The sequence below is a fragment of the Bacteroides pyogenes genome (assembly GCF_014196225.1).
GTDB classification, from domain to species: Bacteria; Bacteroidota; Bacteroidia; order Bacteroidales; family Bacteroidaceae; genus Bacteroides; species Bacteroides pyogenes_A.
The window spans coordinates 159,227-184,835 of the sequence record NZ_JACIDI010000002.1 but is presented as its reverse complement, the minus strand read 5'-3'; the positions used below and the strand labels follow the sequence as shown (position 1 = coordinate 184,835).

Below are 25,609 nucleotides of genomic sequence, written 5' to 3'. Positions count from 1 at the left end.
GTTCGTTTATTGCTCTGCTAAAGTAATACTTTTTTGCTTGACAGGAAGGTTTCCGCATTCTAAAATGTGCTAAAATCGTTTCGAAAGATGTCTTTTCAACAAAATTAATATCGAATCAACAAAATTGCAGGCGGCGTGAACGTATGTGGTAGAATGTTGTATAAAAATGAATGGAAGATCAGCGGTGGAAAGCTATTTTTGAATGTTGAAATCTAATCATGGCAGAACATGGTCTATTCAATAGCTCTGCTGTCTTATACGTTTATGCTTGTCAGCAAAAATGAAATGACCGGAAAATATCCGGATAAAATATTATATCTGAATAACGTATTTATTGAGTGAATCCTAAATAAGAGAGAATTCTTGTTTTAACTATCTGCAAGACTTGATTCCGCAATTCTTGGTATTTGTAGAATATTGGTTTTACCCAAAATATAAAGCTAACCCTAAATTTATTATTATGTATAAATTAAAAGAATTATTTTTAATGTTTATCCTCGCTTTTGTCAACATGTCGGTGTATGCGCAAAGCTTGACAGTTATCGGTAAGGTAGTCGATAGCGAAGGATATGAAGTGATTGGGAGCAGTGTTACTGTTAAAGGTGCTGTCGGTATCGGAACAGTTACCGACATTAACGGTAACTATACCTTGAAGGTGAATGACGCATCGAAAGATGTGCTGGTGTTTTCGTATGTGGGAATGACTTCGCAAGAGGTGAAAGTCAACATGCGTAGTGTTATTAACGTGACATTGAAGGCTGATGCTGTGATGCTGGATGAGGTCGTTGCCATCGGCTATGCCACAGTGAAGCGTAAAGACTTGACCGGCTCGGTAGCTTCCGTGAATAGCAAAGAACTTTCCAAAGTCCCTACAGCCGATATAACCCAAGCATTGGCCGGACGTATGGCAGGAGTGCAGGTTATGCAGACTGAAGGCAGCCCGGGAGCCTCTATCTCTATCCGTGTTCGTGGAGGTATTTCTATTACTCAAAGCAATGAGCCGTTGTACATCATCGACGGTTTTCCTAGTGAAGATGGCATGTCAACTCTCGATCCGGCGGAAATTGAAACCATCGACATATTGAAAGATGCTTCCGCCACAGCCATTTATGGCGCGCGGGGCGCCAATGGAGTTGTGGTAATTACCACTAAGAGCGGAGGCAAAGGCGGTAAATCTACGGTAACATTCGACAGCTACATAGGCTTTAAGAAGATAGCGAAGAAGCTGGACGTACTTTCTACTTCCGAATTTGCCATGCTGGATTATGAGCGTCGCGTTTACAGCGCTACTACCCCCGAAGACTGGGATAAAGCAACAAAGGCTTTTGAGAATCTTTACGGGAAATATAGTGAGATTGAAGCGAATTATGCTGATCGTAAAGGTTTGGATTGGCAGAAAGAGACTTTGGGGCGTACGGCATTGACACAGAACTACCGCGTAGGGGTTTCCGGAGGTACGGATAAACTGAACTATAATCTGGGATATTCTTATTACGATGAAGAAGGAGCCATGGTATATAGCGGGAGCAAAAAGCATAATATTTCGTTCAATATGAATCACAAATTGAACAATCGTTTAAGCGTTAATGCCCGTATCAGCTACGACCAGATGAAGATTTACGGTATGGGTACTTCCGAAGGAGGCGACCGCTTCAATAAGATGCAGCATATTTTACAGTATCGTCCTACCATAGGAATCAATGGAACGGATGATATGTTATTGGAGGATGAAGACCCTATTTTCTTGGACGATGCGGGGAATGTAATGCAAAATCCCTTGCTTTCTGCGGCAGAGGAGACAAATGATCGTGAATATCGTACGTTCCAAGCTAACGGAGGCTTTACATGGAAACTGCTTAAAGGTCTCTCATTCCGTAATACCACAGGTATGCGCTATCAGACACGTCGCAACGGTATTTTCTATGGCGACAAGTCGATAATAGCCAAGCGTTCCAGCATTAATGGCAGTATTCAAAATCTGGAGAACGGAAGTTTCCAAACATCGAATGTATTGAACTATAAATGTTCCGGGAAAGGACACGATGTGACTGTTATGGTAGGTCAGGAGTATGTGAACCGTTGGAACCGCCATTTTAAAGCAGCGGCTGCCAACTTCCCGAACGACGACATAGGCTTGGCAGACCTTTCATTGGGATTGCCTACCGAAGTTGCATCGGGCGAAAATTACGATGATAAACTGCTTTCTTTCTTTACCCGTTTCAACTATAGTTTCAAAGATAGATACTTGCTTACTGCCTCGGTTCGTGCCGACGGCTCTTCTAAATTCGGCAAGAACAATAAATGGGGTTACTTTCCGGCATTCTCCGCCGCTTGGCGCTTGGGAGAAGAAGAATTTATGAAAAGACTGAACGTGTTCTCTGACTTGAAGGTTCGTTTGGGTTATGGTATGGCAGGTAACAACCGTATTGGCAATTACCTTAGCCTGGCGGTCTTGAATTCGGTCACTTATCCCAATGGAGACTCCACACAGTCGGGCTATGTCTCCAAACAAATCCCTAATCCGGATTTGAAATGGGAAGCCAATAAGACGTTTAACTTTGGCCTTGACTTCGGATTCTTCAACCAACGCCTGACAATTTCTCCGGAGTTCTACATAAATCGCAGCAGCAATTTGCTGCTGAATGCGAAACTGCCCACTTCATCGGGATATAACAGTATGGTGATCAATGCCGGTGAAACGGAAAACAAGGGTATTGACCTGACTGTCAATTCGGCCAATATCGTCACTAAAAGCTTTACGTGGAATACTGCCGTAACTTTGTCTCACAACAAGAACTCTGTAAAGAGGCTGACCGGTGAAGATGTACAGTTGTGGGAAGCTAATTTCGGGTACAATCAGAATACCCACATCATCGGTGTGCACCAGCCATTGGGGCAAATGTACGGATATGTGACAGAAGGCTTGTACGAGGTATCCGACTTCGATTATGATGCGGCAACCAAGACTTATCATCTTAAAGACGGTGTTGCGCATGCCGGTGATAAAGCCAATGTAAAACCGGGAATGTGGAAGTTTAAGAACATAGACGGCAGTGAAGACAATAAGATTACCGAAGCAGACAAAACCGTCATCGGCAACGCTTATCCGAAAGTCTATGGCGGTATCAACAATACCTTTACTTACAAAGACTTCGATTTAAGCATCTTCCTGACTTACAGTCTCGGTAATGATGTCCTCAATGCAACCAAGCTGACCAATACCAAAACAGCCTTGCAGAACAAGAACGTTTTGTCTGTGGCCGCGTCTGAGAACCGCTGGGAGCTGGTCAACAAATCCGGTGAATTGATTACAGATCCGCAGGAGATGGCCGCTATCAACAGAGGAAAGACCGTTGCCGCCATTTATGACAACGAAGTGGGTGATACCTATATTCATTCATGGGCTGTGGAAGACGGGTCTTTCCTGAAGCTGAGCAATATTACCTTAGGTTATACTTTCCCTAAGAGAGTGATCGGTAAAGCCGGCTTAAGCAAACTGCGCATTTATGCTACGGGAGCTAACTTGCTGACATGGACCAAATATTCAGGCTTCGACCCAGAAGTTTCCACAATGGGGCATAGTCTGACTCCGGGCGTTGACTTCGGTGCTTATCCCAAGAGTCGCTCGTTTGTGTTTGGTGTTAATTTAGCATTCTAATGAACCTTAAAAGGAGAATACAATGAAAAAATATAAAATGATTGCGCTCGGCGCACTGTTAGCAGTAGGATTCGGCGCTTGCGAACTGACTGAAAAACCTGTTTCCTACTACGAGAAAGATACTTATTTCCGAACCAAGGATCAGGCGAAAATGTCTGTGACAGGTATTTACGATTGTTTGTCTATAGACAAGCATTACGGACAGTTTGAGATGGCTATGCCCGCTTCGGACGATACCTATTATATACAAGGAACAGGTACGGACAATACCCGACGCGACATCGCTCATTATATGGTGAAACCGACCAATACGTGGATTGCGACTCTTTGGGAATACAAGTATCTGGGCATCGACCGTGCCAATTTTGCTATTGAAGGAATCGAGAAGATGCCGGGCTTCGAGGGAGACGCCTATTTAAAGGAACTGGTGGCGCAAGCTCGTTTCCTGCGCGCTTTCTTGGCATTCGATTTAATTAAGTATTGGGGCGACGTACCGTTTAAAACGACCTATACTTCCGGATACGAGAGCGCTTTTAATGGGCGTGTGAGCCGTGAGGAAATCTATAATCAGATTATTGCCGATTTGACTTTCGCCAAAGAAAACCTGCAGAAAGGAAGCGCTTCACTTTCGCCCGAAGTTCCTTCACAAGGAGCCGCCCATGCATTACTGATGCGTGTTTACTTGCAGCGCGCCGGTTACAGCTTGCAGCAGGACGGCAGCCTGACCCGTCCCGACGAGGTTAAGAGAAACGAATATTTCAATGCTGTAATTGCCGAATGGAGCGCTTTCCGCAGTAAAGGCTATCATGGCTTTTATGGAGGAGGTTTCAAACAATTGTTTATGGATTATTCGGCCGGTGTTTTGAATTCGAAAGAAAGCTTATGGGAGATTGCTTTTAACCCGACCGGAACGGCATACAGGGATAATGCCGGTACTTGGGGAACGTATAACGGTCCGAAAGTGGAAGCGCCGGGAAAGAACGCTGCTTCCAATGCATGGGGGCGTGCCAATGCCTTTTTCCGTGTGATGCCCGCATGGAAGAATTTCTTCGAAGCCGGTGATGAACGAAGAGATGTAATGGTATGTACCTACCAATATAAATGGGATGCGAAGAATGCAACCCATAAGAAAGTTGAGAATGCAAAATCCGCCGATTGGTATCCGGGCAAGTGGCGCAGAGAGTGGATGCCCGGAGGATTTGTAGATCCTAATAATACAGGGGTGAACTACTGTCCGCTACGCTATGCTGACGTCGTATTGATGGCTGCCGAAGCGTATAATGAAACCGGTAATACTCCGGAGGCTTGGAATTTGCTGAATACGGTGCGTGTCCGCGCAAAAGCGACTCCTGTCACAGATGCCAACTACGCCGCGTTGCTGAAAGCTCCTCATGTGTATGATCTGCCCTATATCGACGATGGAGATGCTGCCGGCAAGTTCCGTACGGCTCTTTATTGGGAGCGCGGCTTTGAATTGGCTTTCGAGGGGCAGCGCAAGTACGACCTGCTGCGCTGGGGAATCTTGGATAGTACATTAAAGCTCTTCCAAGAAAAGATGGATAAATCGCTTAAAGGAAAATATGTGGCCGGCGAGAAGTTTATCAAAGGTCAGCACGAGCTTTTTCCGATTCCTTTGGGAGAGTTGCAATCTAATCCGGCATTGAACAATCGGAATAATCCGGGCTACGAATAAAGCTACGAAATACTGCATTGATTATCATATAGCATGGATGGAGAGGTTGTAGCGCCGGGTCTATACTCTCTCCATCGTACTTTTGAAAAAAAAATCATAGATGGATAACAGATTAAAGCTACATGAAATGAACCGCCTGTCATTGCTCTTCCTGCCCCTTTCAGCCGTCGGTGTGGGTGCTTGTGCTTCGAGCAAACCGAAAGAGGAGGCGAAGCGTCCGAACATCATTTTTATGATGACGGATGATCATACTACGCAAGCCATGTCCTGCTACGGAGGACGCTTTATTCAAACACCGAATATGGATAGAATTGCCAACGAAGGAATCCGCTTGGATCATTGCTATGCGGTCAATGCCCTCTCCGGGCCGTCAAGGGCTTGTATATTGACCGGTAAGTTCAGCCATGTCAACGGGTTCACCGACAATGCCAGCATTTTTGACGGCAACCAACAGACTTTTCCCAAGTTGCTGCAAAAGGCAGGCTATCAGACTTCGATTGTCGGGAAGTGGCATTTAATTACAGAGCCTCAGGGATTTGATTATTGGTGTATCCTGACCGGGCAGCATGAACAGGGAGATTATTATAATCCCGACTTCAATGAGAATGGACGGCAGATTGTGGAGCAGGGTTATGTCACAGATATTATTACAGACAAGGCTATTGAGTATCTGGAACACAGAGACAGGAGTAGACCGTTCTGTATGATGTATCATCAAAAAGCTCCTCATCGCAACTGGATGCCTGCGCCCCGTCATTTGGGGATGTTCAACAATACAACCTTTCCCGAACCTGCCACGCTTTTCGATACGTACGCAAACAGAGGGTCGGCGGCCAAAGGGCAGGATATGTCTGTTGAACATACGCTGACCGACGATTGGGATTTGAAACTGCTGACCCGTGAAGATATGCTGAAAGATACCACCAACCGTCTGTATCGGGTTTATAAGCGTATGCCCGCTCATGTGCAGGATAGATGGGACTCCGCTTATGTGCAGCGAATCGCCGAATACCGTAGCGGCGAGTTGAAAGGAAAGGAACTGGTAAGCTGGAAATACCAGCAATATATGCGTGACTATCTGGCTACGACAGTCGCTGTGGACGAGAATATAGGGCGTTTGCTGGATTATCTGGAGAAAACCGGAGAACTGGATAATACGATTGTCATTTATACATCAGATCAAGGTTTCTTTCTGGGTGAGCACGGGTGGTTCGATAAACGTTTTATGTATGAAGAATCGCAACGTATGCCTCTGATTATCCGTTATCCGAAGGCCATAAAAGCCGGTAGTGTTTCGAAGGCCATTGCCATGAATGTCGATTTCGCTCCTACGCTGTTGGATTTTGCAGGAGCGGCTATACCGGAAGACATTCAGGGGGAATCTCTGAAACCTGTTCTGACCAATGAAGGCAAAATACCCGACGGCTGGAGAAAAGCGGCTTATTACCACTATTACGAGTATCCGGCAGAGCATTCGGTAAAGCGGCATTACGGAATCCGGACGGCGGAGTTTAAGCTGATTCATTTCTACAATGATGTAGACGAATGGGAAATGTATGACTTGAAGAACGACCCGGGCGAACTGAATAATGTATTCGGAAAACCGGAATATGCGGACAAACAGGCGGAACTTATATCGCTGCTGAAAGATGTTCAGGAGCAATACAACGACAACGACCCCGATGAGAAAGTAAAAGAACTGTTTAAGGGCGATAGACGTTTTGTAAATAAAAATCGTTTCCTTCCATGAGATGTTCATCGCTTCTCGCCGCTTCCGGTTACGGCTTTTCCGTTCTCTTCATACACCGATAGCCGGAGCGGCCCCCGCGAGCAAATGTGCGTCTTCTCCTTCCCGTATCCTTTTTCTTCGATTTTCTTATTTCGTTGTTGTTCAGTGGTTTATATTTTCGATCCAGTACGCATATTTTGCTGTTTCCGTGTGCATATATACTCACCGTGGTAGCCATATATACTCACCGCGGTAGCCATATATACTCACCACGGTAGCCATATATGTCCAGCGTGGTGGATATATATATGCAAAAAGGCGGGTATTTTTCATTCAGTTTCAAGAAATGTTTTGCCGGATAGTCTATATTGCCGGATGGCTGAATAAGTACCTCATACGGCAGAATAATGTAAAGAACTTTTTTCTTCTGTGCCATCTTTTGCCGGATAAAAAACGATTTGGGTTGTTAGCGGATGAAGCGCGTGGGAAATAGCCGCGCAGGAAACAAAGAGCCAAATCTTATCAAGTTGTTTTTACGGGGGGCGCTCTCCTACTTGCGAAGGTCTATTCACGGTAAGCCTGCTTTATAAACCTTCGTGCAGATTTGTCAATCCGGCCTGCCGTCAAAAAGAGAGAGGAGCCTCACGGTTCCTCTCTTGCGATAATTTGATTAAAGTCGATTTTTTAGATTCTTTAATCTGCTTGGGGGTAAAATATATCTTTATTCAGTTACATGAATCGTCAGCTCCCGAACCACTTCTCCGCCGTGGTGGAGGTAGTTCGCATTGTTGGCTACAAACGTGGCGGTGTATGTACCTGCTTCTTTATAGGTATGTGTATAGCTCGTCAGCGACTGGGTGATGTTCTTGATGCCTACACCCATGTCCGGATTGCAAAGATTGTCGATAGAGATGGGGTCGGATACCAGCCAGCTGTACTTCAAATCCGTTCCTTTATTAGACGAATGGATGAAGAACTTCGTCAGGTTGGCCAGATTCCAGATACCGGCTATATTGTTGGTCACGTAGCCATACTCTTTGTTTTCTTTCTTCGGCTTGTATGAAGCTTTCTCCTGATCTTTGAAATTCTTTTTGTTATCCATGTTGACAGGAGTGAACCCGAAGCTGTTTGCCGGCTTTGCTTCAGATTGTCCGTTGTTGAAAGCCTTTTCTATTTGCATGTCAAGGAAGTTGAATCTCGATTGCGGGTCGGTGTTGGATACCCCTTTATAGCAAATGGCAAGCGTAATCTTCTTGCCGAGATAAGGCTTCAAATCTATGTCGTAAGGAGTCGCTTTGTCGGCACTGTTCACCACTTTCTGCGGCAATTGGTGTTTCGGAATCAGTTCCGACCATGCAAACTTCTCTACCAATGTCGAGTCTGCCTCGAAATTGTTTTTGGCAATGCCGGGGAAGGAGTCGGCTATATACATCGATAGAATATTCTCCGCCTTGCCGTTCTGCGCCCATATGCTGAATGTAAGGTTACACTTCAACACATCGGCTTCGGTCATTTCCGTGCGGTCTTTGTGCGCGTACTCATATCCGGTTTCTCCGCTGAAGAAAGTGATGAAGTCGGGGTCGCCACTGAAGTTGAACGTAACGGGCGTACCCTTCTTTACGGTTACGGTCTTTCCGTCGAAACCGACGTTCTCTTCCGCTGCCACGCTTACGTGCAGCTTGGTGTCTTCTTTCAGCTCTTTGTCGCAGGAAGCGACAAAGGCTCCCATGACACCTGCTAAGATTGCTAATTTATATCGTTTCATCTTTTGCTTCTTTTTTTAAGTATTCTTTTTTGGGTTTACCATCCCGGGTTGTTGCGGTTAATCTGTTTGTTCACCGCTATTTCGCTTGCCGGAATAGGGAAGTAGTTGTAAGCCTGTGAAATTTGGAAGTACGTGTATACGTTCGATGCTCCCAATGTCCACGAACCTCCGGCTTGCGCAACGGGCGCAAGTTCGTTCATCTTTTCGATGTACTCTCCCCAGCGGATGAGGTCGAATCGGCGGGTGTACTCAAAACAGAGCTCCATGGCACGCTCATCTTTCAACGCATTCCGGAAGCCTTCCTGGTCGAGTCCTGATAAATCGGCGGGAGTAGCTTCCATGCCATTCTTGTTCCGGCGGGCGCGTTCTCTTACTTTATTGATGCAGTCGTAAGCCAAAGCGTTCGGTCCGCCGTTCAGCTCATTCTCGGCTTCGGCAATCATCAGCAGCACATCCGAGTAGCGCAGAAGCGGGAAGTTGATGGATGTATCGTTCTTGCTCTTCTTGACAAGCGTGGTGCTTTTGGTGTTTTCGTATTCGCGGCGATACTTCGCGCATACCCTGTTCCGGTTGTTGTCCGAAGCTTGCTTGGTCTTTTCGCGGTCGCCTTTTTTTTGCTTATCGTCTGCCGGTCCGTAGCTGTAAGATTCGTCGAAGTATTGTTTCTTTACTTCCGCCAACTTGCCGAACTCAAAGTAGCGTCCGTCTACCGTACCGCTGTTGGAGGAACGTGTATAGGTGAACGGCGCGATGCTCCAGTTGCAACGGTTGATGTCTCCGTTGGCTTCGTAGAGTTCGAGCAGCTTGGGAGTAGCGTAGATAAATCCGTATCCGAATCCGGGGTCTTCTTTCCCCAATACATTGGTCTGTGAAGAGTAGTCCCAGCAGTTTATGCCGATGGTGTTCCCGATACGTCCTTCCGAGCGGATGTCGTTGGAGCGATTGCCCGCAAACTCTACTTCCCAGATGCTTTCGTTAGCCGTTGTATTGTACTGGTCGGAGCAGATGTCGATGAAATAGCTCCAATAATAAGGGGCGAGCGAGTGGCCTTCTTTCATCACCAACTGCGCGTAATGGCTTGCTTGCTTGAAGTATTCTTTCTGTGCCTCCGGATTGGCGGCTACCTTGTCGCGGTAGTGCTCGCCGGCTCTGAACAGATATACTCTTGCCATCATTCCCCATGCAGCCGATTTGGAGATGCGTCCGGGCTTGTATCCTAACTCTGCCGCCGAACTCAGGTTGTTGGCGCATCCTGCCATTTCGGTGAGGATGAAATCATAAATCTCCTGTTTGTCAGTCCGCGGTATCGACAGATTCTTTGCCTCTTCGGTATAAACAGTCTTGAAGGGAACATCGCCCCAGCACTGCACCAGCGTGAAGTAATAGAAAGCGCGAAGGAAGCGGGCTTCCGATTTATATTGCAGGCGCTCTTCATCTTTCATGTCAGGCACGGCATCAATATTCGCCAGAAACAGATTGGCACGGTTGATGCCTGCATAAAGGTTGAACCAGAGGGCAGTAACGTCCGGGTCGCTGCTGTTGGCATTGTTGCAAATCAATCCCGTTTTATAAGGCGGGCGTCCGGAACCTCCGTAGTGTCCGAGGTCGTCTCCTCCGACGAGGAAAAGGTAGGAGTTTCCATAGAAAGGTGCTTGTTGCAGCGTGGCGTATACTCCCGTGAGGAAAGAGTAAGCGTCGTCCTTGTTCTTAAAGAAGTTCTTCGGAGTAATCTGATACGGTTCTTTGTCGAGGAAGTCGCAGGAAGAAACGCCCAGTCCGAGAGTAAACAATACAATGAATATCTTGATAAGTTTCATAATGGATTTTCGTTTGATGAATGATTAAAAACCGATGTTTACACCAAGGCTGACAGAGTAAGCGCGAGGATAAGCAGAGTAGTCCAATCCGGGAGTCAAGGCTCCTTCGCGGATAGAAACTTCAGGATCGTAACCTGAATAGCCGGTGATGGTCCATAAGTTCTGGGCAGCCACGTAGATGCGTGCTTTGTCCAAATTCCATTTCTTGGTGAGCTTGCCGGGAAGCGAATATCCCAGCGTCACCGTCTTCAGGCGCAGGAATGAGCCGTCTTCGATGACACGGCTTGAGAATACCCGGTTTGAACTTGAGTTTGTAGCGCGCGGAATGTTGCTGTTCGGGTTTTCCGGTGTCCAGCGGTCGGCATAGCTGGCAAACTGGTTCAAGTCGCGTTTCAGGTTGTTGGAGCTTTCGAATATCAGGCGGTTGGCATTCAGAATGTCGTTGCCGTACGACCACTGCATAAATACGTTCAGGTCGAATCCTTTGTAATTGAACGAGTTTGTGAAACCGCCCGTGTGTTTCGGTAGTCCGTTGCCAATCATCGTGCGGTCATTGTCATCGATTACTCCGTCTTTGTTCAGGTCGGCGTATTTCGGCATGCCGGGCTTCGTGTTGTTCTCTGCCGTATAGCGGGGAACGTTGCGCTTCAACGTATAGTTGTCTCCTTCTTTGTTGAAGTCTTCGTATTTGTAAGTGCCTTCGTAGATAAATCCGTACATCATACCCATCGGATGGTTGATTTTGGCGATGTAGTTGTATTGCGAATTGTAGTCTTGGTCGAACTTGCCGAAACTCAGCATCGAAGTCTGATTCTCCGATAGCGCCAATACTTTATTCTTGTTGAAAGCGATGTTGAAATTGGTTGTCCAGCTGAAGTCCCTTTTCTTGATATTGGTAGTGTTCAGCGTGAACTCGAATCCTTGGTTGCGCACCTTTCCGATATTCTTCATGGAGCTTGTGTAGCCTGAAGAGAAAGGAAGTATGGCATTCAGCAGCAAGTCGCGGGTTGTTTTGCGATACCAGTCCATAGTCACACCGATACGTTCTTGCAGGAAGCTGAGGTCGAGTCCTACGTTCCATTGTTCGGTCGTTTCCCACTTCAGGTCTCTGTTTCTGAGTGAGATGGGTACTACGCCTACATTGCCGGTATTGTTCTCGAACGGATACACACCGCTCGGAGTACTGTTGATCGAGATATAGTCGCCCGCTTTCTCCTTCAACAGATCGTACAGAGCGAACGTATCGTATTCGCCCACGCGGTTGTTACCCGTCAATCCCCAGCTTAGACGAAGCTTGCCGCTCGTGAGTGCCGGCTTCAGCGGTTTCATGAAATCTTCCTCCATGAAGTTCCATGCGAATGAAGTGGAAGGGAAGTAACCGAAGCGGTTGTTGCCGCGGAATTTCGACGAACCGTCTGCACGGAAAGAGGCAGAAGCGTAATACTTCGATTGATAGTTGTAGCGGAACTGTGTGGGGAACGACAGCATCGCCCATGACGATTTGAATGAAGAGCTGCCGCCCGGCGTACCGGAGCTCATACCGGCCATTCCTAACGACTCTACGCCGCTGGGGATTTTCACCATCTTGAAGGAGTAGTATTCGTAATCGGAGTTCTGAAGAGACACACCGGTGGTAAGAGTAAAAAAGTGTTTCTTCTTGAGGTTGGTCTGATAGGTCAGCATATTCTCATTCAGCCATGTCAGGCGGCGGGAATTTACTTCTTCCGCATTAATTTTGTCGTTCGAAGTCGGGTTTCCGTAGCGGCTCTTCGAATTGTTGAACACGTCTGTGTTCCGTGAGTCGCTTGTGAAAGTTCCCGAAATTTTCAATTTCAGTCCTTTGATAAACTCATACTCGGCATATCCGTTGAACTGTATATAATTGGTGTAGTTCTTGCGGTAAGCATTGAGCAAGTCCATGTAAGGATTGAAACGATAGTCGGTGGTGGTGTTGATCGACTCGTCGACAAGGTTATTTTTCAGATACTCCAGCGGAGTGTCTGGAGCCGTTACCGGACGGTAGCCCCATACGTTGTAGAACAGGTTGTTCATGCCGCTGTATGAGTTTTGCGACGGAGAAGAACCGGAGCTGATGGTACGTGAGTAGTTCACACCCAGATTGGCTCTCAGCTTTTTCTTGTTGATGGTGGTATTCATGCGTCCCTGCATACGTTTGTAGTTGGAGTTGAGCACGATACCGTCCTGGTCGTAGTACGACAGCGAAGCGTTGTAACGGATACCTTCCGAACCTCCTGTCAGTCCCACGTTGTGGCTGGTCATCCATGCCGAACGGAATACCTCGTCCTGCCAGTTGTATTGAGGAATGTTGCGGTAGTCGTCGAGCGTCCATTGTTTTCCTTCGTACAGTTGCAGATACGTAGAGGACATGATGGCAGGATTAACTTCTTGTTGCAATTTCACGAACTCGTAGGCATTCATCAACGGGATAGTCTTTGTGATGTGTTGTATACCGAAGCTGCCGTCATACGATATCTTCGGTTGTCCGATAGTTCCTTTTTTGGTGGTAATCACTACCACGCCGTTCGCTCCGCGCGCTCCGTAGATGGACGATGCGGCAGCGTCTTTCAGAATATCCATGGACTCAATGTCGTTCGGGTTGATGGCGGCAGCCACTACGGGATCTTCCACAGGGAATCCGTCGATGACGTACAAAGGCGAGTTGTCTTGTGTCAGCGAGTTGTTGCCGCGGATTACGATATTCATCTGTCCGCCCGGCATACCTTCGTTCGAGCTGACGTTCACCCCGGCGATGCGTCCGCCCAGCGTTTCACTGAAAGAAGAAGTGGGTGTACTTAGCAGTTCCGCCATGTTGGCTTTCGCCACAGAACCGGTCAAATCTCTCTTGCGCACTTCCTGATAACCTACGATAACTACTTCATCCAATGTCTTCGTGTCTTCTTTCAAAACGATGAGCATGGGTTTCTGAGCGTCTACTTTCTGCTCGACAGTAGTGTAGCCTATGAAAGAAACAACCAATACCGAATTTTTATTAGGCGCAGCCAGAGCGAACTTGCCGTCCATATCGGTTATGGTTCCTTGAGAGGTTCCTTTTACTTGAACACTGGCCCCGGGGATTCCTTCTCCCGTTTCGTCTTTCACTGTACCTCTGACGGCAACTTGCGCGAATACAAATGATACAGAGAGCAGAACTAATCCGGCAAAGGAGAGCATCCTTTTCCCCATTTGGGTGGATAAACGTCTTTTCATATAGTAAAAATTAAGTGATTTTATAACTTTATTGTTGCAAAGATAATCCAATCCGCTTTTTCTTGATGGATAGAATGATTCATGATTGATACAAAATTGTACAAGGGAATTTGTCAGAGAGAAGCATGCCCTATTGCCGCTTTTCTCTGTTTTCCGCTCTATTTGTCTACCAGTTCTCCTTTTGTTCCATCAAATAGTCAGTATGATTTTGAATTCGTTAGTACACTTGCTGTTTTATTTACGGTATATTTATCAACCTGATAAGCGCAGTTCTGCTTTTGCACCGATCGGTTTCCTTGCTTACCTGATTGTTTTCTCAACTAACGCCCTTTCCGGTCGGTCTTTTTATCGACCTGCTTTTGCATCGACAGAAACTTCGGATTATTCAAGCTTTATTCCTTTTTTACTTTCTCCAGAAGCTCGGCCAACTCTTTCGCTATTTCCGGATACTTGCCTGCCACGTTCGTTTGTTCCGACGGATCGGCAGACAAATCGTAAAGCTGCGGTTGTTTGTCGTTACCCAATTCCGTTTTTGTCCAGAATTCGATTACTGGTCCTTCACTTGGCTCGATGTATTTCCACTGTCCTTTTACGATTGCCAGCGTGTTGTTCAGGTTCTGCTGGATGATGTAGTCCCGGCTCGTGTCTTCCTTGCCCAGCAACGTAGCGAGATGCTCCTGACTGTCGGGGGCGGCTCCTTTTTCCAGCGGTTGTTTCAGTAGGGCGGCCAAAGAGGCGTAAACGTCTATTTGCGAGAAAAGAGCCTGTTGCTTGTTCGGTTTCACTTTTGCAGGCCACCGGAGAATAAAGGGAATACGGGTTCCCGCTTCGTAAGCGCTGTACTTTCCTCCACGATAGATTCCCATAGGAGTGTGTCCGTTCAGTAATTCGAGCGCGCGGTCTTGATAGCCGTCGTCGATGACGGGGCCGTTGTCGCTGGTGAAAATGAATATCGTGTTGTCCGCGAGTTGGAGGCTATCCAGCGTGTGCATGATTTCTCCGATAGTCCAATCGAGTTGCAGGATAACGTCCCCTCGGGTTCCTAAACCGCTTTTTCCGGCAAAGCGGGGATGGGGAACACGCGGAACGTGCACGTCTTGCGTGCCCATATAGAGAAAGAACGGTTCGTCCTTATGAGCGGCGATAAAGTCTTTTGCTTTGTTTGTAATCACATCGGCTATGTCTTCGTCTTTCCAAAGCGCCGATTTGCCTCCTGTCATCCATCCGATGCGGGGGATGCCGTTGATAATCGTGTTATTATGTCCCTGACTGGGTTTCAGCATCACAAGTTCCGGGTTCTCTTCGCCCGTAGGCCAGTCTCCGACTTTCTGCTTATAGTTTACTGTAATAGGATCGTTCGGGTCGAGCCCCACGACTCTTCCGTTTTCTACAAATACACAAGGCACGCGGTCTACCGTGGCAGGTATGACAAATTCGTAATCGAATCCGATGCTTTGTGCGTTCGGGCTGATTTGTTTGTTGAAGTCGGTCCCTCCTTTCGGTCCGAGTCCCAAATGCCATTTGCCTACAACTCCCGTGGCGTATCCGGCTTCTTTCAGCATGTTTGCCATGGTGACACAGGCGGTGTCGATGATCAGTTCCGAGTTGCCGGGAGCGATTCCCGTATTCTCCTGTCGCCACGGATACATGCCTGTCAGCAACCCGAAGCGTGAGGGAGTACTTGTGGCAGAGGTCGCGTATGCGTTGGTGAATTGTACGCCTTGTCCAGCAAGCCGGTCGATGTTGGGCGTATTGACTTTCGTAGCTCCGTAGCAACTGAGGTCGCCGATGCCGAGGTCGTCGGAGAAGATGTAGATAATATTGGGCTTCTGCGCGTTTTGCCCGTTGTCTTTCTTGCTGGCGTGGTTGCAGCTTGTCAGTAAAGCAACACCAGAAAGCAGAGGAAGGAGTTGTGAAACGTTTTTCATGACACTTATCTTTTAAAAGGGTTTGTCTGACTGCAAAGATAAACAGACTCGTCTTAACAGGCAGAACGGAATGTACATGTATTGTGCAAAATAGTACAAAGCTGCTTCGGAGAAAACGAGTCAGTCCGGAATCTCAAGAATAGCAGGGCGACAGTTTTCTCCGGCTGTCAGTGGAGAATACGGCTGCATTTCTTTCGGGATGCACATGATTTTGATACTCTAAGCCGGAAGTATGGTATCTTCCACACGTGCGGTTTATTCCTTCTATTCGCCGCTTCGTTTTAAAACGATCGGGGTCTGTCCGATACTTCTCTGAACCGATTTCTGAATGCCTTTGTCTTAGCATTGAAATCTTAATAAGCCGGAACTGAGAATAATCCCTCTGCCTGAGAAAGTTTTCGCGTTTATGTAAGCGCGTTTTTGAGGTAAACGCAAAAAACTCTTATACAGAGAGCCCTTGTCGCCATGAGGGTTGAGCCTGCAATTATTCCTCTTCCCCTTCTCTCTCTTCCCCTTTCCGGTATGCCAGCGGGCTGAGATGGTATACATCCTTGAAGCATTTGCTGAAATAACGCGAAGAAGAAAAGCCTATGCGGTCTGAAATTTCGGTAATGTTCAGTTCGGGGTTGTTGCGCAGCATCAGTGCGCCCCTCTTGAGCCGGATGCCCAGAATGAACTCATTGGGCGTCTGTCCTGTCACGGCTTTCAGTTTGGTGAACAGATTCGTACGCGCCATTCCCATTTCTCGGGCGAAGATGTTGATGTTGAAATCCGTGTTGTCCATGTTTCGTTCGATGATTTCCATCGCCCGGTCGAGCATCTCCTTGTCCATCGGGTTGGTGGCAAGCATCTGTGCAAAAGCTTGCGGCTGCTTGCTGAATTTCTCCTGTAATAGCCGGCGGGAGTTGACAAGGTTGTTGCAGCGTGAGATAAGCAGGTTGGTGTTGAACGGTTTCGTGATGTAATCGTCAGCCCCTATGCGCAGACCTTCGATGGTATGTTCCACAGCGGAGCGGGCCGTGAGCAGCACCACCGGAATGTGACAGGTGTTGAAATTCGTTTTGATCAGCTTGCATAGCTCCGTCCCCGACATGCGAGGCATCACCACGTCGCTCAGCACAATGGTAGGCGTCTCTTTTTGTACCTTTTCCCATGCCTCTTCACCGTCGGAAGCCGTGATCACCCGGTAGAAGTTGCCGAATATGCTTTCAAGCATCTGCTTGATCGATTCGTTGTCTTCGACAATCAGCATCGTGGCGTCCGGAATGCGTTTGTCCTCTTCTCCGTTACCGCCCCATTCTATTTCCGGCAATGTTTCCGTAAGCGAAGCAGGTTGTTCCGGCTGACAGATTCCGGCAGGTTCTTGCGCAATCTGTTCTGCTGTGAAATGTCTGTTCCCCATTTTCAGCTGGATAATAAAACTGCTCCCTTTTTTCGGTTCGCTTTCTACGCGGATGTCTCCGTGATGGAGCTCTACGATTCCTTTGGTCAGTGACAGGCCGATACCCGTACCGGCACCTGTGTTCAAAGAATCGAGGCGTTCTGTTTGGTAGAAACGGTCGAATATCTTGTCTATTTCCTCCGCATCGATGCCCGAACCCGTATCTCTGATGACAACGATGGCATGGGTGTTGTCTTTCGAAACTTCGATAGAGATTGTATCTCCCGCCTGAGTGTGTTTCATTGCGTTAGACAAGAGGTTGTTAACCACCTTCTGCATCTGCTTTTGGTCGTACCAGACTTCTATATCATCATCCGATTTGTGGAACTCGAAATTGAGTTGCTTGCTGCTTGCGTATTCGAGGAAAAGCAAGTAGTTTTCATAGAGGAAGTCCGCCAGATTGTGCGGGCTTACTTTGATCTTCATGTGCCCCTGCTCTTGCTTGCGGAAGTCGAGCAGTTCGGTAATCAGCTCCCTCAGTTGGATGCTGCTTTTATAGATACCGAGTATCTTGTTGTAAATGGTAGGTGTGAAGGTAGATGCTTGGAGCAGTGTCTCCACTTGAGCCACGATCAGCGTGAGCGGTGTGCGGAATTCGTGCGAAATATTTGTGAAGAAGCGGAGTTTCGACTGGTTCAGCGCTTCGATGTCCGCAGTGTGTTTTTGTTCATACTTCAATGATTCCCGGAGCTTGATACGCGATTTGTAACTGCGGACAAGATACAATAGCAGGCTGCTTGTAACCACTATATAAATAAGATATGCCCACCAGCTTTTGTACCATGGCGGCAATATCCGTATTGACAGTTTGGCTTGGTTGATGTCGTTTCTCCGCGATTTCACAATCAGTGTATATCGTCCCGGATTCAAATTCGTGTAAGTAATGATGTTGCGGTAGGCGGGTGTCCATTCGTCGGAGAAACCTTCGAGTCGATAAATAATCTCATCTCGGTTGGCAGCGATGAAGTTGGAGGTTGCGTACTCGATGCTGAACATCGACTGGTTGGCTTCGAGGCTGATCTCGTCTGTGTATCCGATGGATTTTTGCAGGATGCTTCCTTTATCTGCGGGGAGTACTTCCTTCCCGTTTACGAATAGGCGGGAGAACATGATCCGGTATGATTTGGGCGTGAACCTCAGACTTTTTTCCGAGAAAGAGATCATGCCTTGAACGCCTCCCAGAAATACTGCGCTATCTCGCGTTACGTAAAGCGCGTTTTCGTTGACTGCTGTCAGCGGGAAGCCGTTTTCGATTCCGTAATTCTGAAAAGTCTTCTTCCGAAAGTCGAACTGTGAGAAACCCTGATTGGTGATAAGCAGCAAGTGTCCTTTGTTGACTGACGACTCGCAGACATCGTAGATACAGTCGCTGGACAAACCGTTGCTTTGCACATCGAAATTCTCGAAATCGTCCGTCTCTTTCCGGTAGCGATCCAGCCCGCTCCCGGAGGTGGAGAACCATAGATTCCCCTCGCTGTCCTGCGTGATGCTGTTCACATTGTTGTTGCTAAGACTATTTGGTGAGGAGGGAATGTGGGCGTAATTCGTCAGCTTGCCGATATCGAGGCGGTAAGAATAGACTCCTTTCCCGGTAGCAGCTATCCAAAGCGTTCCTTCTTTGTCGAGGCAAAGGCTCGCCACCATTTTTATTTCTCTTCCCTCCTTCGTTTCTTGAAAAAGAAGCCGGGCTTTGCCCGTAGCGGGATCGAAAAGGCAGGCTCCCGCTTGAGTTGCCACAATCAGTTTATCCCGGTAGGGAACGATATCGCGAACGATGTCCGAAGGGAGTGAAGAGGGGTCTCCCGCTTTCATCCGGTAGACGGTAAACCTGCCCGTACGCAGATCCAGTTTGTTGAGTCCTCCCAAGTGAGTGCCGATCCACATGATTTCACTTCTTTCGTCGTAATAAATAGCCTTCACGTTGTTATGCGAGAGGCTGTTCTTTCCTTCTTCGTGCCGATACCAGCGGTAAGTCCCTTTCTTGCGGTCGTACACATTGACGCCACCACCTTCGGTACATATCCACAAGTTACCCGTTTTGTCTTCAATCATCCGCCCGATAATGGGGCTACTCAGTCCCTCTTTCTCTGTCTGTCCCACTTTGTATCGGGTGTAAATTTCGTACTCCGGGTTAAAGTAGTTCACTCCTCCGAAATAAGTTCCCAGCCACAGTGTTCCTTGACCGTCTTTTACGATACACCATACGGAAGAGTGGGTGAGGCTTCCCGTTTTGTTGCCGTTCGCCGTGTAGAGGCGGAAGTTCCCGGTCGCTTTCTCGTAGCGGTTCAACCCGTTGAACGTTCCGATCCAGATATTTCCTGAATTGTCTTCACAGCAACTTCTTACAAAGTCGGAACTCAGGCTGTTCGGATCATGGGAGTCATGCCTCAGGTTTCGGATACCGCCGTCCCTCCTTACGTGATAAAGCCCCTCTTCCCAGCTGCCTATCCAGAGCTCTTCGGATGAATCTTCATAAATACTGGTGATGTTTCCTTCCGGTATCGGGTGAGTCAGATTTTTATTTTTGTCCAGCCTGTACACTCCCTCGCCAGAAGTTCCTATCCAGAGGTTCTTCTGTGAGTCGAGGTGGAAAGAGGAGAGTGTGATGTTCTTTCCTGCGAGCCGGTAATAAAGGTCGAAGTTTCCGGTTTCTTCGTTGAAGATGTACGTTTCGTCCTTCTTACCGATGTATAGCTTCTCCTTATGGTAGATAGCATCTACAGCCCCTTCGATCAATGTCTTGAATTTCTGTTTCGCAAGATCGAATTCGGCTACGCCGTCGGTGCAGAGTAAATAAATTTTTCCTTTTTTGTCGCCCGTGATGCGCAATATTGTATTGCTGAATAAACTGTTCGGATCGTTTTTATTAAGTTTGAAGCTCAGTATGTCGTTCCCGTTGTAGCGGTTTAGTCCTTCACGCGTTCCGATCCAGATGATGCCTTGCTCGTCAATATATATGCTGTTCACGGAAAACTGAGACAGCCCGTCGTCTGTGGTCAGATGACTGAAAGTGATGTTCTGCCCTTGTATGCGGAATATGGCAAAGCTTAGGACGAACAGGAATAAAAGGGTCTTTTTTCTCACTGAGTAGTCTGTTTCTGCATTACTGTTTGCAAATATATCATTTAAATTCGATTTTGAATAGGCATATTAAGAGAAAGTCACTACTTTTGCAGAGAACAAACATAAGTATTATGAAAGTAAAGAAAATAAGTGCGGCCAATATAGAGCCCCGCGATCTTTCCAAATTGCTGGATAAAGAAAAGATCGATTTTCAACTGATTCAGTGTGTAAACTGGGCGGAATACCCTTATAAACCGAAAGTTTCTTTCCGGATAGCCCACACGAAAGACTCAGTACTGCTGCATTTTAAAGTAACGGAAGCCAGTGTCCGCGCCAAATATGGAGAAGATAACGGAGCGGTATGGACGGACTCGTGCGTGGAGTTCTTTTCGATTCCCGCCGACGATGGAGTATATTATAATATCGAGTGTAATTGTATCGGCACTATTCTGATCGGAGCCGGAGCAACCCGGGAGAGGAGGGAACATGCCCCTGAAGCTGTGACGGCTTTGGTGAAACGCTGGTCTACCTTGGGCAATTCGCCCTTTGAAGAAAGGGTGGAAGACACCGACTGGGAAGTTTCTTTGATTATTCCTTATGCCGTGTTCTTCAAACATCAGATAGCGTCTTTGGACGGAAAAGAGATACATGCGAATTTCTATAAATGCGGAGATGAGTTGCAAACTCCTCATTTCCTTTCCTGGAATCCTATAAAGATAGAAAAGCCGGATTTTCATCGTCCCGATTTCTTCGGAACGTTAGAGTTTGAGCCGGAACAAAACATTTAACCTTATATTATTATCGTATGAAATTAGCAGAAGCCCTCAGCCTCCGTGCTGATTTGCAAAAAAGAGTCGCCCAGTTGAAAGGACGATTGAAAGACTGTTCGAAAGTTCAGGAAGGCGATTCGCCTGCTGAAGATGTAAACGAACTTTATAAAGAGCTGGATGAACTCCTTGCCCAACTGGAGAGTCTCATCTATCGTATCAATGCTACCAATATCCGGACTTTTCTTGAAGAAGAAAGTCTGACCCAACTGATTGCGCGAAAGGATGTGCTCACCATGCGCGTATCCCTGATGCGCGAATTGCTGGAGCATGTCACCGAACAGGATCATCGTTATAGCCGTCAGGAGATAAAAATGGTGCGCATGATCGATGTGCCCGAACTCAGGATGCAACTGGATCTTCGTTCGCGCGATTTGAGAGAGCTCGATCTGGCTATTCAGAAATTGAATTGGAGCGTTGATTTGATATAATCCGGGCTCTGTTGTAACCTTATAAAAGGTGTAGTTACTTTTGCAGGGGCGGCACGAAACTTTCGCCTGTCGGCTTCCGGCCGCCGGGTGTTCAACATAGCAGCTTATCGGACGTGAGCGAGATATATTGCACAGCGTATGTTCAGCATCATTCATAAGCGCACATTATGTACAGAGCATGATAGCATTACCATGTGCCGACTGTAAAGAAACGAGGGTGGGAAGCGGGATAATGAAAGTCCCCTTATCAGATTCTTTTCCAACGGATGGAAACAACTGATAAGGGGACTTCTTGTATCCGGCTGTCCGCGCATTAAAGTCCGTCTCGCACTAATCCGAAGCAACTACACGAAAACCGAAGTTCAAGGGAACTGTGCGGCAATTAAAGCAATGCCGCTATCGCCGCACATGACTCCCAGCTCGAGTTCAAGGGAACTGTCCGGCAATTAAAGCCCGTCTCGTACGGGTCAGAAAGCTCCGCCGACAGGCTTCATGATGAAGCTGAACTCATAGTCCTGATAAGGCAGGCGGTACTGTTCCAGCGGGATGGCTCCCCAACTGGTGACGCAACCCAGTCCCATCTGTACTTTGTCGATGCAGAAGTTGGTGAAGTTCGCTTTCTCTGCTTCCGGCGAATGACGCTGGTCTTTCTCGCTGCCGTCGTCGAGCGACTCGATGGTGTAGTTCAGTGCCGAAGCCGAGAACGGAGCGTCGGCCGTAAATTGCAGGCCCGTACCGCTTGCACCGGATAACCTCCACCAGCGAATGTCAGTCTTGGTTCCCGTCTCCTGCGGGCGTATGTACGGGTAGAACTGTTCTTCCACCGTTTGGCTGTATCTGCCCAACAAAGCGCCGTGATTGCGGTCGGAGTAGTTCTCGCCGGGGCCTCTTCCGTAGTATTCTATCCGGTTGAAAGCAATAGGCATGCGCAGTTGCATCCCGAAGCGGAACATTTCGGATACTTTCCGGTTTTTGTCCGCCTCCATTCGTTGGGTGACCTTTATCGCACCTTTATTATTAATGGTGTACGTCAGGTACAGTTTCGCGCCGGTAGCGCTCATATCATATCCGGCACGTACCACCGTTTGCCCGTTTTCGGTGTTGTGTTTCAGTGAAGTCAGCTTCAGGTGTGGATGTTTCCATACGGCGTATTTGTGCTGAAGTCCTGCACCGTAATCGTTGTCGGTCGGAGCGCGCCAGAAGTTCGGGGTCAGAGCGCTCCCCGGTTCCATGAAAGAGACGCCTTTCACATCGTACCGACAGAGGTAGCCGTCTCTCTTGTTGAACTCTACGGTAAAGTCATTGCCCGAAACGATGAGGTAGTTGTAATCATTGTCCCAAACAGTGGGTGCATCGGCGGGCATGTTGGTATCGGTCTCGTTATCGACGCTCAATCCGGGCGCTTCGTATCCGCGTACGGTGAGTTGGTTGTAAGCCACCGTGCTACCTGCCGGAAGCAGCGCTTCGGCATTTTTCAGCTTATAGCTTACGTTGAGCAGAATTTCCTTGCCGGGGCACAGCTTGCTTGCATCGAAGGGCAGGCGGAGTCGTACGGTTTGCTGAGGCGCTGCCGACAACTCAGGCACAGTGCCTGTCTGCATCACTTCGCCATCTGCCAGCAGTTGCCATTCCATGTAATAGGCAGAAAGGTCGCGGAAGAAGTTTTCGTTGTAAACGTTCACCTCGCCTTTTTCCAAGTCGGCGGCGGTAGTCCAGATGTTTTGGTAGAAGAACGCTACTTCGTAGGCATGGGGATTCGGCACACGGTCGGGACTGATGAGTCCGTTGTCGCAGAAGTTGTTGTCCGAAGCGTCGTACTTGTTGAAGTCGCCTCCGTAACCGTATATCTCTACACCGTCTTTGTTCTTCCACCGGCACGACTGGTCGACGAAATCCCAGATGAATCCGCCCTGATACTTCGGATACTTGCGTATGATATCCCAATACTCCTTGAATCCTCCTTCGGAGTTTCCCATCGCATGCGCGTATTCGCACTGGATGAGCGGTTTGTCGATATCTCCTTCGCAATAGTTGATGCAAGTCTCATAGTCTCTGTACATGGGGCAGTAGATGTCGGTGAACTCACTGGTGCGTGCCTGTTCGTATTGTACGGCTCGTGTGGGGTCTTCTTTCTTTGCCCACGTGTAGCACTTCTCGAAGTTCGCTCCCATACCGGCTTCGTTGCCCAGCGACCAGAAGATGATGGACGGATGGTTGTATCCGCGCTGCACGTTGCGTTGGTTCCGTTCGAGATGCGCTTTGGCATAGATGGGGTTCTTTGCCAGCGTCTTGTCTCCGTATCCCATTCCGTGCGATTCCACGTTCGCTTCCGCCACTACGTAGATGCCATAGCGGTCGCACAGGTCGTACCAGCGGTTGTCGCAAGGGTAGTGGCAGGTGCGCACGGCGTTGATGTTCAGTTGCTTCATCACCTGTATATCCTGTACCATCCGCTCGGTCGAAACCACGTATCCTCCGTCAGGGTCGAGTTCATGGCGGTTGGCTCCTTTGAAGAGTACCGGCTGTCCGTTGACCAGTATTTGGCTGCCTTTCAGTTCGATCTTGCGGAAACCGACGTTTACGGGAATCACTTCGAGCGGGTTGTTTCCGCTTTTCAGCGTGGCAACGAGTTTGTACAGATTCGGCGTTTCGGCTGTCCACTTCTCAGGATTCGGAACAGAGAGAACGGTGCTCAGCTTTCCCGAGCCTCTCACTTCGGCGGCAGCGACATGCTGCCCTTGGGTGTCCAGCAGGTCGAGGGATACTGTTCCGCTTCCGTTCATATCGATAGAGACCTGAAGCGTTCCGTTTGTGTACTGTTCGTCCAGATCGGGAGTCACCCGAATGTCGCGTATATGTTTCTTTTCACGCGCGTACAGATAACAGTCGCGTCCTACACCCGAGTAACGGAAAAAGTCCTGGTCTTCGAGGTAAGTACCATCGCACCAGCGGAATACTTGAAAGGCAATCAGGTTTTTGCCAGGCTTCAGGTAGCCGGTGAGGTTGAATTCGGCTTCCAGCTTACTGTCTTCACTGTATCCCACATAGCGACCGTTCACCCAGAGATACATGTTCGACGTCACCGAACCGAAATGGGCGAATATCTCCTTGTCCCTCCATCCGGCAGGTAGCTCAATCTCTTTGCGGTAAGAACCTACGTGGTTGTTGGCGGTAGGAACGTAGGGCGGGTTGTTCTTATACTGGTTTCTCCACGCGTATCCCACATTCACGTAAATGGGGTCTCCGTATCCGTTGAGTTCCCATACGGCGGGTACTTTGATGTTGTCCCATCCGCGGTCGTCGAATCCGGTGCGGAAGAAGTCGGTGGGACGTTCGTCGGCATTTCTCACCCAGTTGAACTTCCACGTTCCGTTCAGCGTCATAAAGTTGTCCGATTGCTCTTTGATGCCTGTTCGCGCTTCTTCGGCAGATGCGTAGGCGAAGTAGTTGGCATGCATGGCAGCCCGGTTTACGGCGTTCACTTCCGGGTCTTTCCATTCGTTGAATGTTTGTGCTTGCGCCGTTGCCAGCCCTGACACTGCCAGACAACAGGAGAAAAGTTGTTTCTTCATGGTTTCTTTATAATATTAGGTTCATTATTTCGGGCGATAAAGATAAGAAGATTATTCTGTTTTTCATATTGTTTTCTTCCCGCACCTGTGGCGGCTGCCGATATTTTGTGTTCGAAGCAGGAAAAATTCCCGCAAATACTGCCGGATTCTCGGCTCTGTTTATTCCGGATTTTGTATCAGGCCATCCGCCATGATATATAATTATACTCATGGTCGGTAACCATATATACTCATGGTTGATGACTATATATACTCATGGGTGGTGACCATATATAGCTACCGCGGTGGCAATATATAGTCACCGGACTGACTATATATACTCACCGAGGTGAAAATGAATGCTTATTCCGATGTTGATTTAAATGGTTGATTGATAGTGATTTCCCCCGAATTGGAAAAATGGAAGTGAAGTCGTTGCGGCTATGCGTAAAAAAGGTTGGCTATGGGTAACCCGGAT

Annotated in this window: 11 protein-coding genes; 5 read left to right on the top strand and 6 right to left on the bottom strand. The window is 47.9% G+C overall.

The features are described 5' to 3' along the window. The first annotated feature begins 460 nt into the window (after nucleotides 1-460). From GGR07_RS01850 to GGR07_RS01840, 3 genes are all read left to right on the top strand, one after another. Nucleotides 461-3,658 (top strand): SusC/RagA family TonB-linked outer membrane protein, encoded by a 3,198-nt coding sequence (locus GGR07_RS01850; RefSeq protein WP_122056409.1) that lies wholly within the window; start codon nucleotides 461-463, stop codon nucleotides 3,656-3,658. Between the two features lie 22 nt (nucleotides 3,659-3,680). Then, a complete protein-coding gene (locus GGR07_RS01845; protein ID WP_122056408.1) occupies nucleotides 3,681-5,351 on the top strand; it encodes a RagB/SusD family nutrient uptake outer membrane protein in 1,671 nt (556 codons plus the stop codon). Nucleotides 5,352-5,478: 127 nt separating this feature from the next. Next, nucleotides 5,479-7,101, top strand: coding sequence for a sulfatase family protein (locus GGR07_RS01840; protein ID WP_034542304.1), 1,623 nt, complete (start codon nucleotides 5,479-5,481; stop codon nucleotides 7,099-7,101). Between the two features lie 700 nt (nucleotides 7,102-7,801). Here the strand turns inward: GGR07_RS01840 and GGR07_RS01835 are convergent. From GGR07_RS01835 to GGR07_RS01815, 5 genes are all read right to left on the bottom strand, one after another. Continuing rightward, nucleotides 7,802-8,845 (bottom strand): DUF5017 domain-containing protein, encoded by a 1,044-nt coding sequence (locus GGR07_RS01835; RefSeq protein ID WP_034542229.1) that lies wholly within the window; start codon nucleotides 8,843-8,845, stop codon nucleotides 7,802-7,804. Nucleotides 8,846-8,880: 35 nt separating this feature from the next. Then, complete coding sequence (locus GGR07_RS01830) at nucleotides 8,881-10,662, bottom strand: RagB/SusD family nutrient uptake outer membrane protein (protein ID WP_122056406.1); 1,782 nt, start codon at nucleotides 10,660-10,662, stop codon at nucleotides 8,881-8,883. Between the two features lie 24 nt (nucleotides 10,663-10,686). Then, nucleotides 10,687-13,854 carry a SusC/RagA family TonB-linked outer membrane protein gene (locus GGR07_RS01825; protein WP_034542306.1) on the bottom strand — a complete coding sequence of 1,056 codons (3,168 nt, stop codon included), beginning with the start codon at nucleotides 13,852-13,854 and terminating at the stop codon, nucleotides 10,687-10,689. 428 nt (nucleotides 13,855-14,282) lie between these two features. Further along, the gene (locus tag GGR07_RS01820; protein ID WP_021646732.1) at nucleotides 14,283-15,818 is read right to left on the bottom strand and encodes a sulfatase-like hydrolase/transferase; all 1,536 of its coding nucleotides are present in this window, start codon (nucleotides 15,816-15,818) and stop codon (nucleotides 14,283-14,285) included. 484 nt (nucleotides 15,819-16,302) lie between these two features. Then, on the bottom strand, nucleotides 16,303-20,343 hold the full coding sequence (locus GGR07_RS01815) for a hybrid sensor histidine kinase/response regulator transcription factor (RefSeq protein WP_021646734.1): 4,041 nt from the start codon (nucleotides 20,341-20,343) through the stop codon (nucleotides 16,303-16,305). A 110-nt stretch (nucleotides 20,344-20,453) separates the two neighbouring features. On the opposite strand from GGR07_RS01815, the gene GGR07_RS01810 reads away from it, so the two are divergent. Together GGR07_RS01810 and GGR07_RS01805 are read left to right on the top strand one after the other, a co-directional pair. Continuing rightward, nucleotides 20,454-21,110 carry a carbohydrate-binding family 9-like protein gene (locus GGR07_RS01810; protein ID WP_021646735.1) on the top strand — a complete coding sequence of 219 codons (657 nt, stop codon included), beginning with the start codon at nucleotides 20,454-20,456 and terminating at the stop codon, nucleotides 21,108-21,110. 17 nt (nucleotides 21,111-21,127) lie between these two features. Beyond that, a complete protein-coding gene (locus GGR07_RS01805; RefSeq protein WP_021646736.1) occupies nucleotides 21,128-21,580 on the top strand; it encodes a DIP1984 family protein in 453 nt (150 codons plus the stop codon). 467 nt (nucleotides 21,581-22,047) lie between these two features. On the opposite strand, the gene lacZ is transcribed toward GGR07_RS01805, so the two are convergent. Beyond that, complete coding sequence (gene lacZ / locus GGR07_RS01800; RefSeq protein WP_021646737.1) at nucleotides 22,048-25,152, bottom strand: beta-galactosidase, LacZ type; 3,105 nt, start codon at nucleotides 25,150-25,152, stop codon at nucleotides 22,048-22,050. Nucleotides 25,153-25,609: the final 457 nt, after the last annotated feature.

Bases quoted from the DNA above. Each gene is read 5' to 3' on its own strand.
- GGR07_RS01830 (WP_122056406.1), bottom strand. From the start codon at position 10,662: ATGAAACTTATCAAGATATTCATTGTATTGTTTACTCTCGGACTGGGC.
- GGR07_RS01805 (WP_021646736.1), top strand. From the start codon at position 21,128: ATGAAATTAGCAGAAGCCCTCAGCCTCCGTGCTGATTTGCAAAAAAGA.
- GGR07_RS01850 (WP_122056409.1), top strand. From the start codon at position 461: ATGTATAAATTAAAAGAATTATTTTTAATGTTTATCCTCGCTTTTGTC.
- GGR07_RS01825 (WP_034542306.1), bottom strand. From the start codon at position 13,854: ATGCTCTCCTTTGCCGGATTAGTTCTGCTCTCTGTATCATTTGTATTC.
- GGR07_RS01820 (WP_021646732.1), bottom strand. From the start codon at position 15,818: ATGAAAAACGTTTCACAACTCCTTCCTCTGCTTTCTGGTGTTGCTTTA.
- GGR07_RS01835 (WP_034542229.1), bottom strand. From the start codon at position 8,845: ATGAAACGATATAAATTAGCAATCTTAGCAGGTGTCATGGGAGCCTTT.
- GGR07_RS01840 (WP_034542304.1), top strand. From the start codon at position 5,479: ATGAACCGCCTGTCATTGCTCTTCCTGCCCCTTTCAGCCGTCGGTGTG.
- GGR07_RS01845 (WP_122056408.1), top strand. From the start codon at position 3,681: ATGAAAAAATATAAAATGATTGCGCTCGGCGCACTGTTAGCAGTAGGA.
- lacZ (WP_021646737.1), bottom strand. From the start codon at position 25,152: ATGAAGAAACAACTTTTCTCCTGTTGTCTGGCAGTGTCAGGGCTGGCA.
- GGR07_RS01810 (WP_021646735.1), top strand. From the start codon at position 20,454: ATGAAAGTAAAGAAAATAAGTGCGGCCAATATAGAGCCCCGCGATCTT.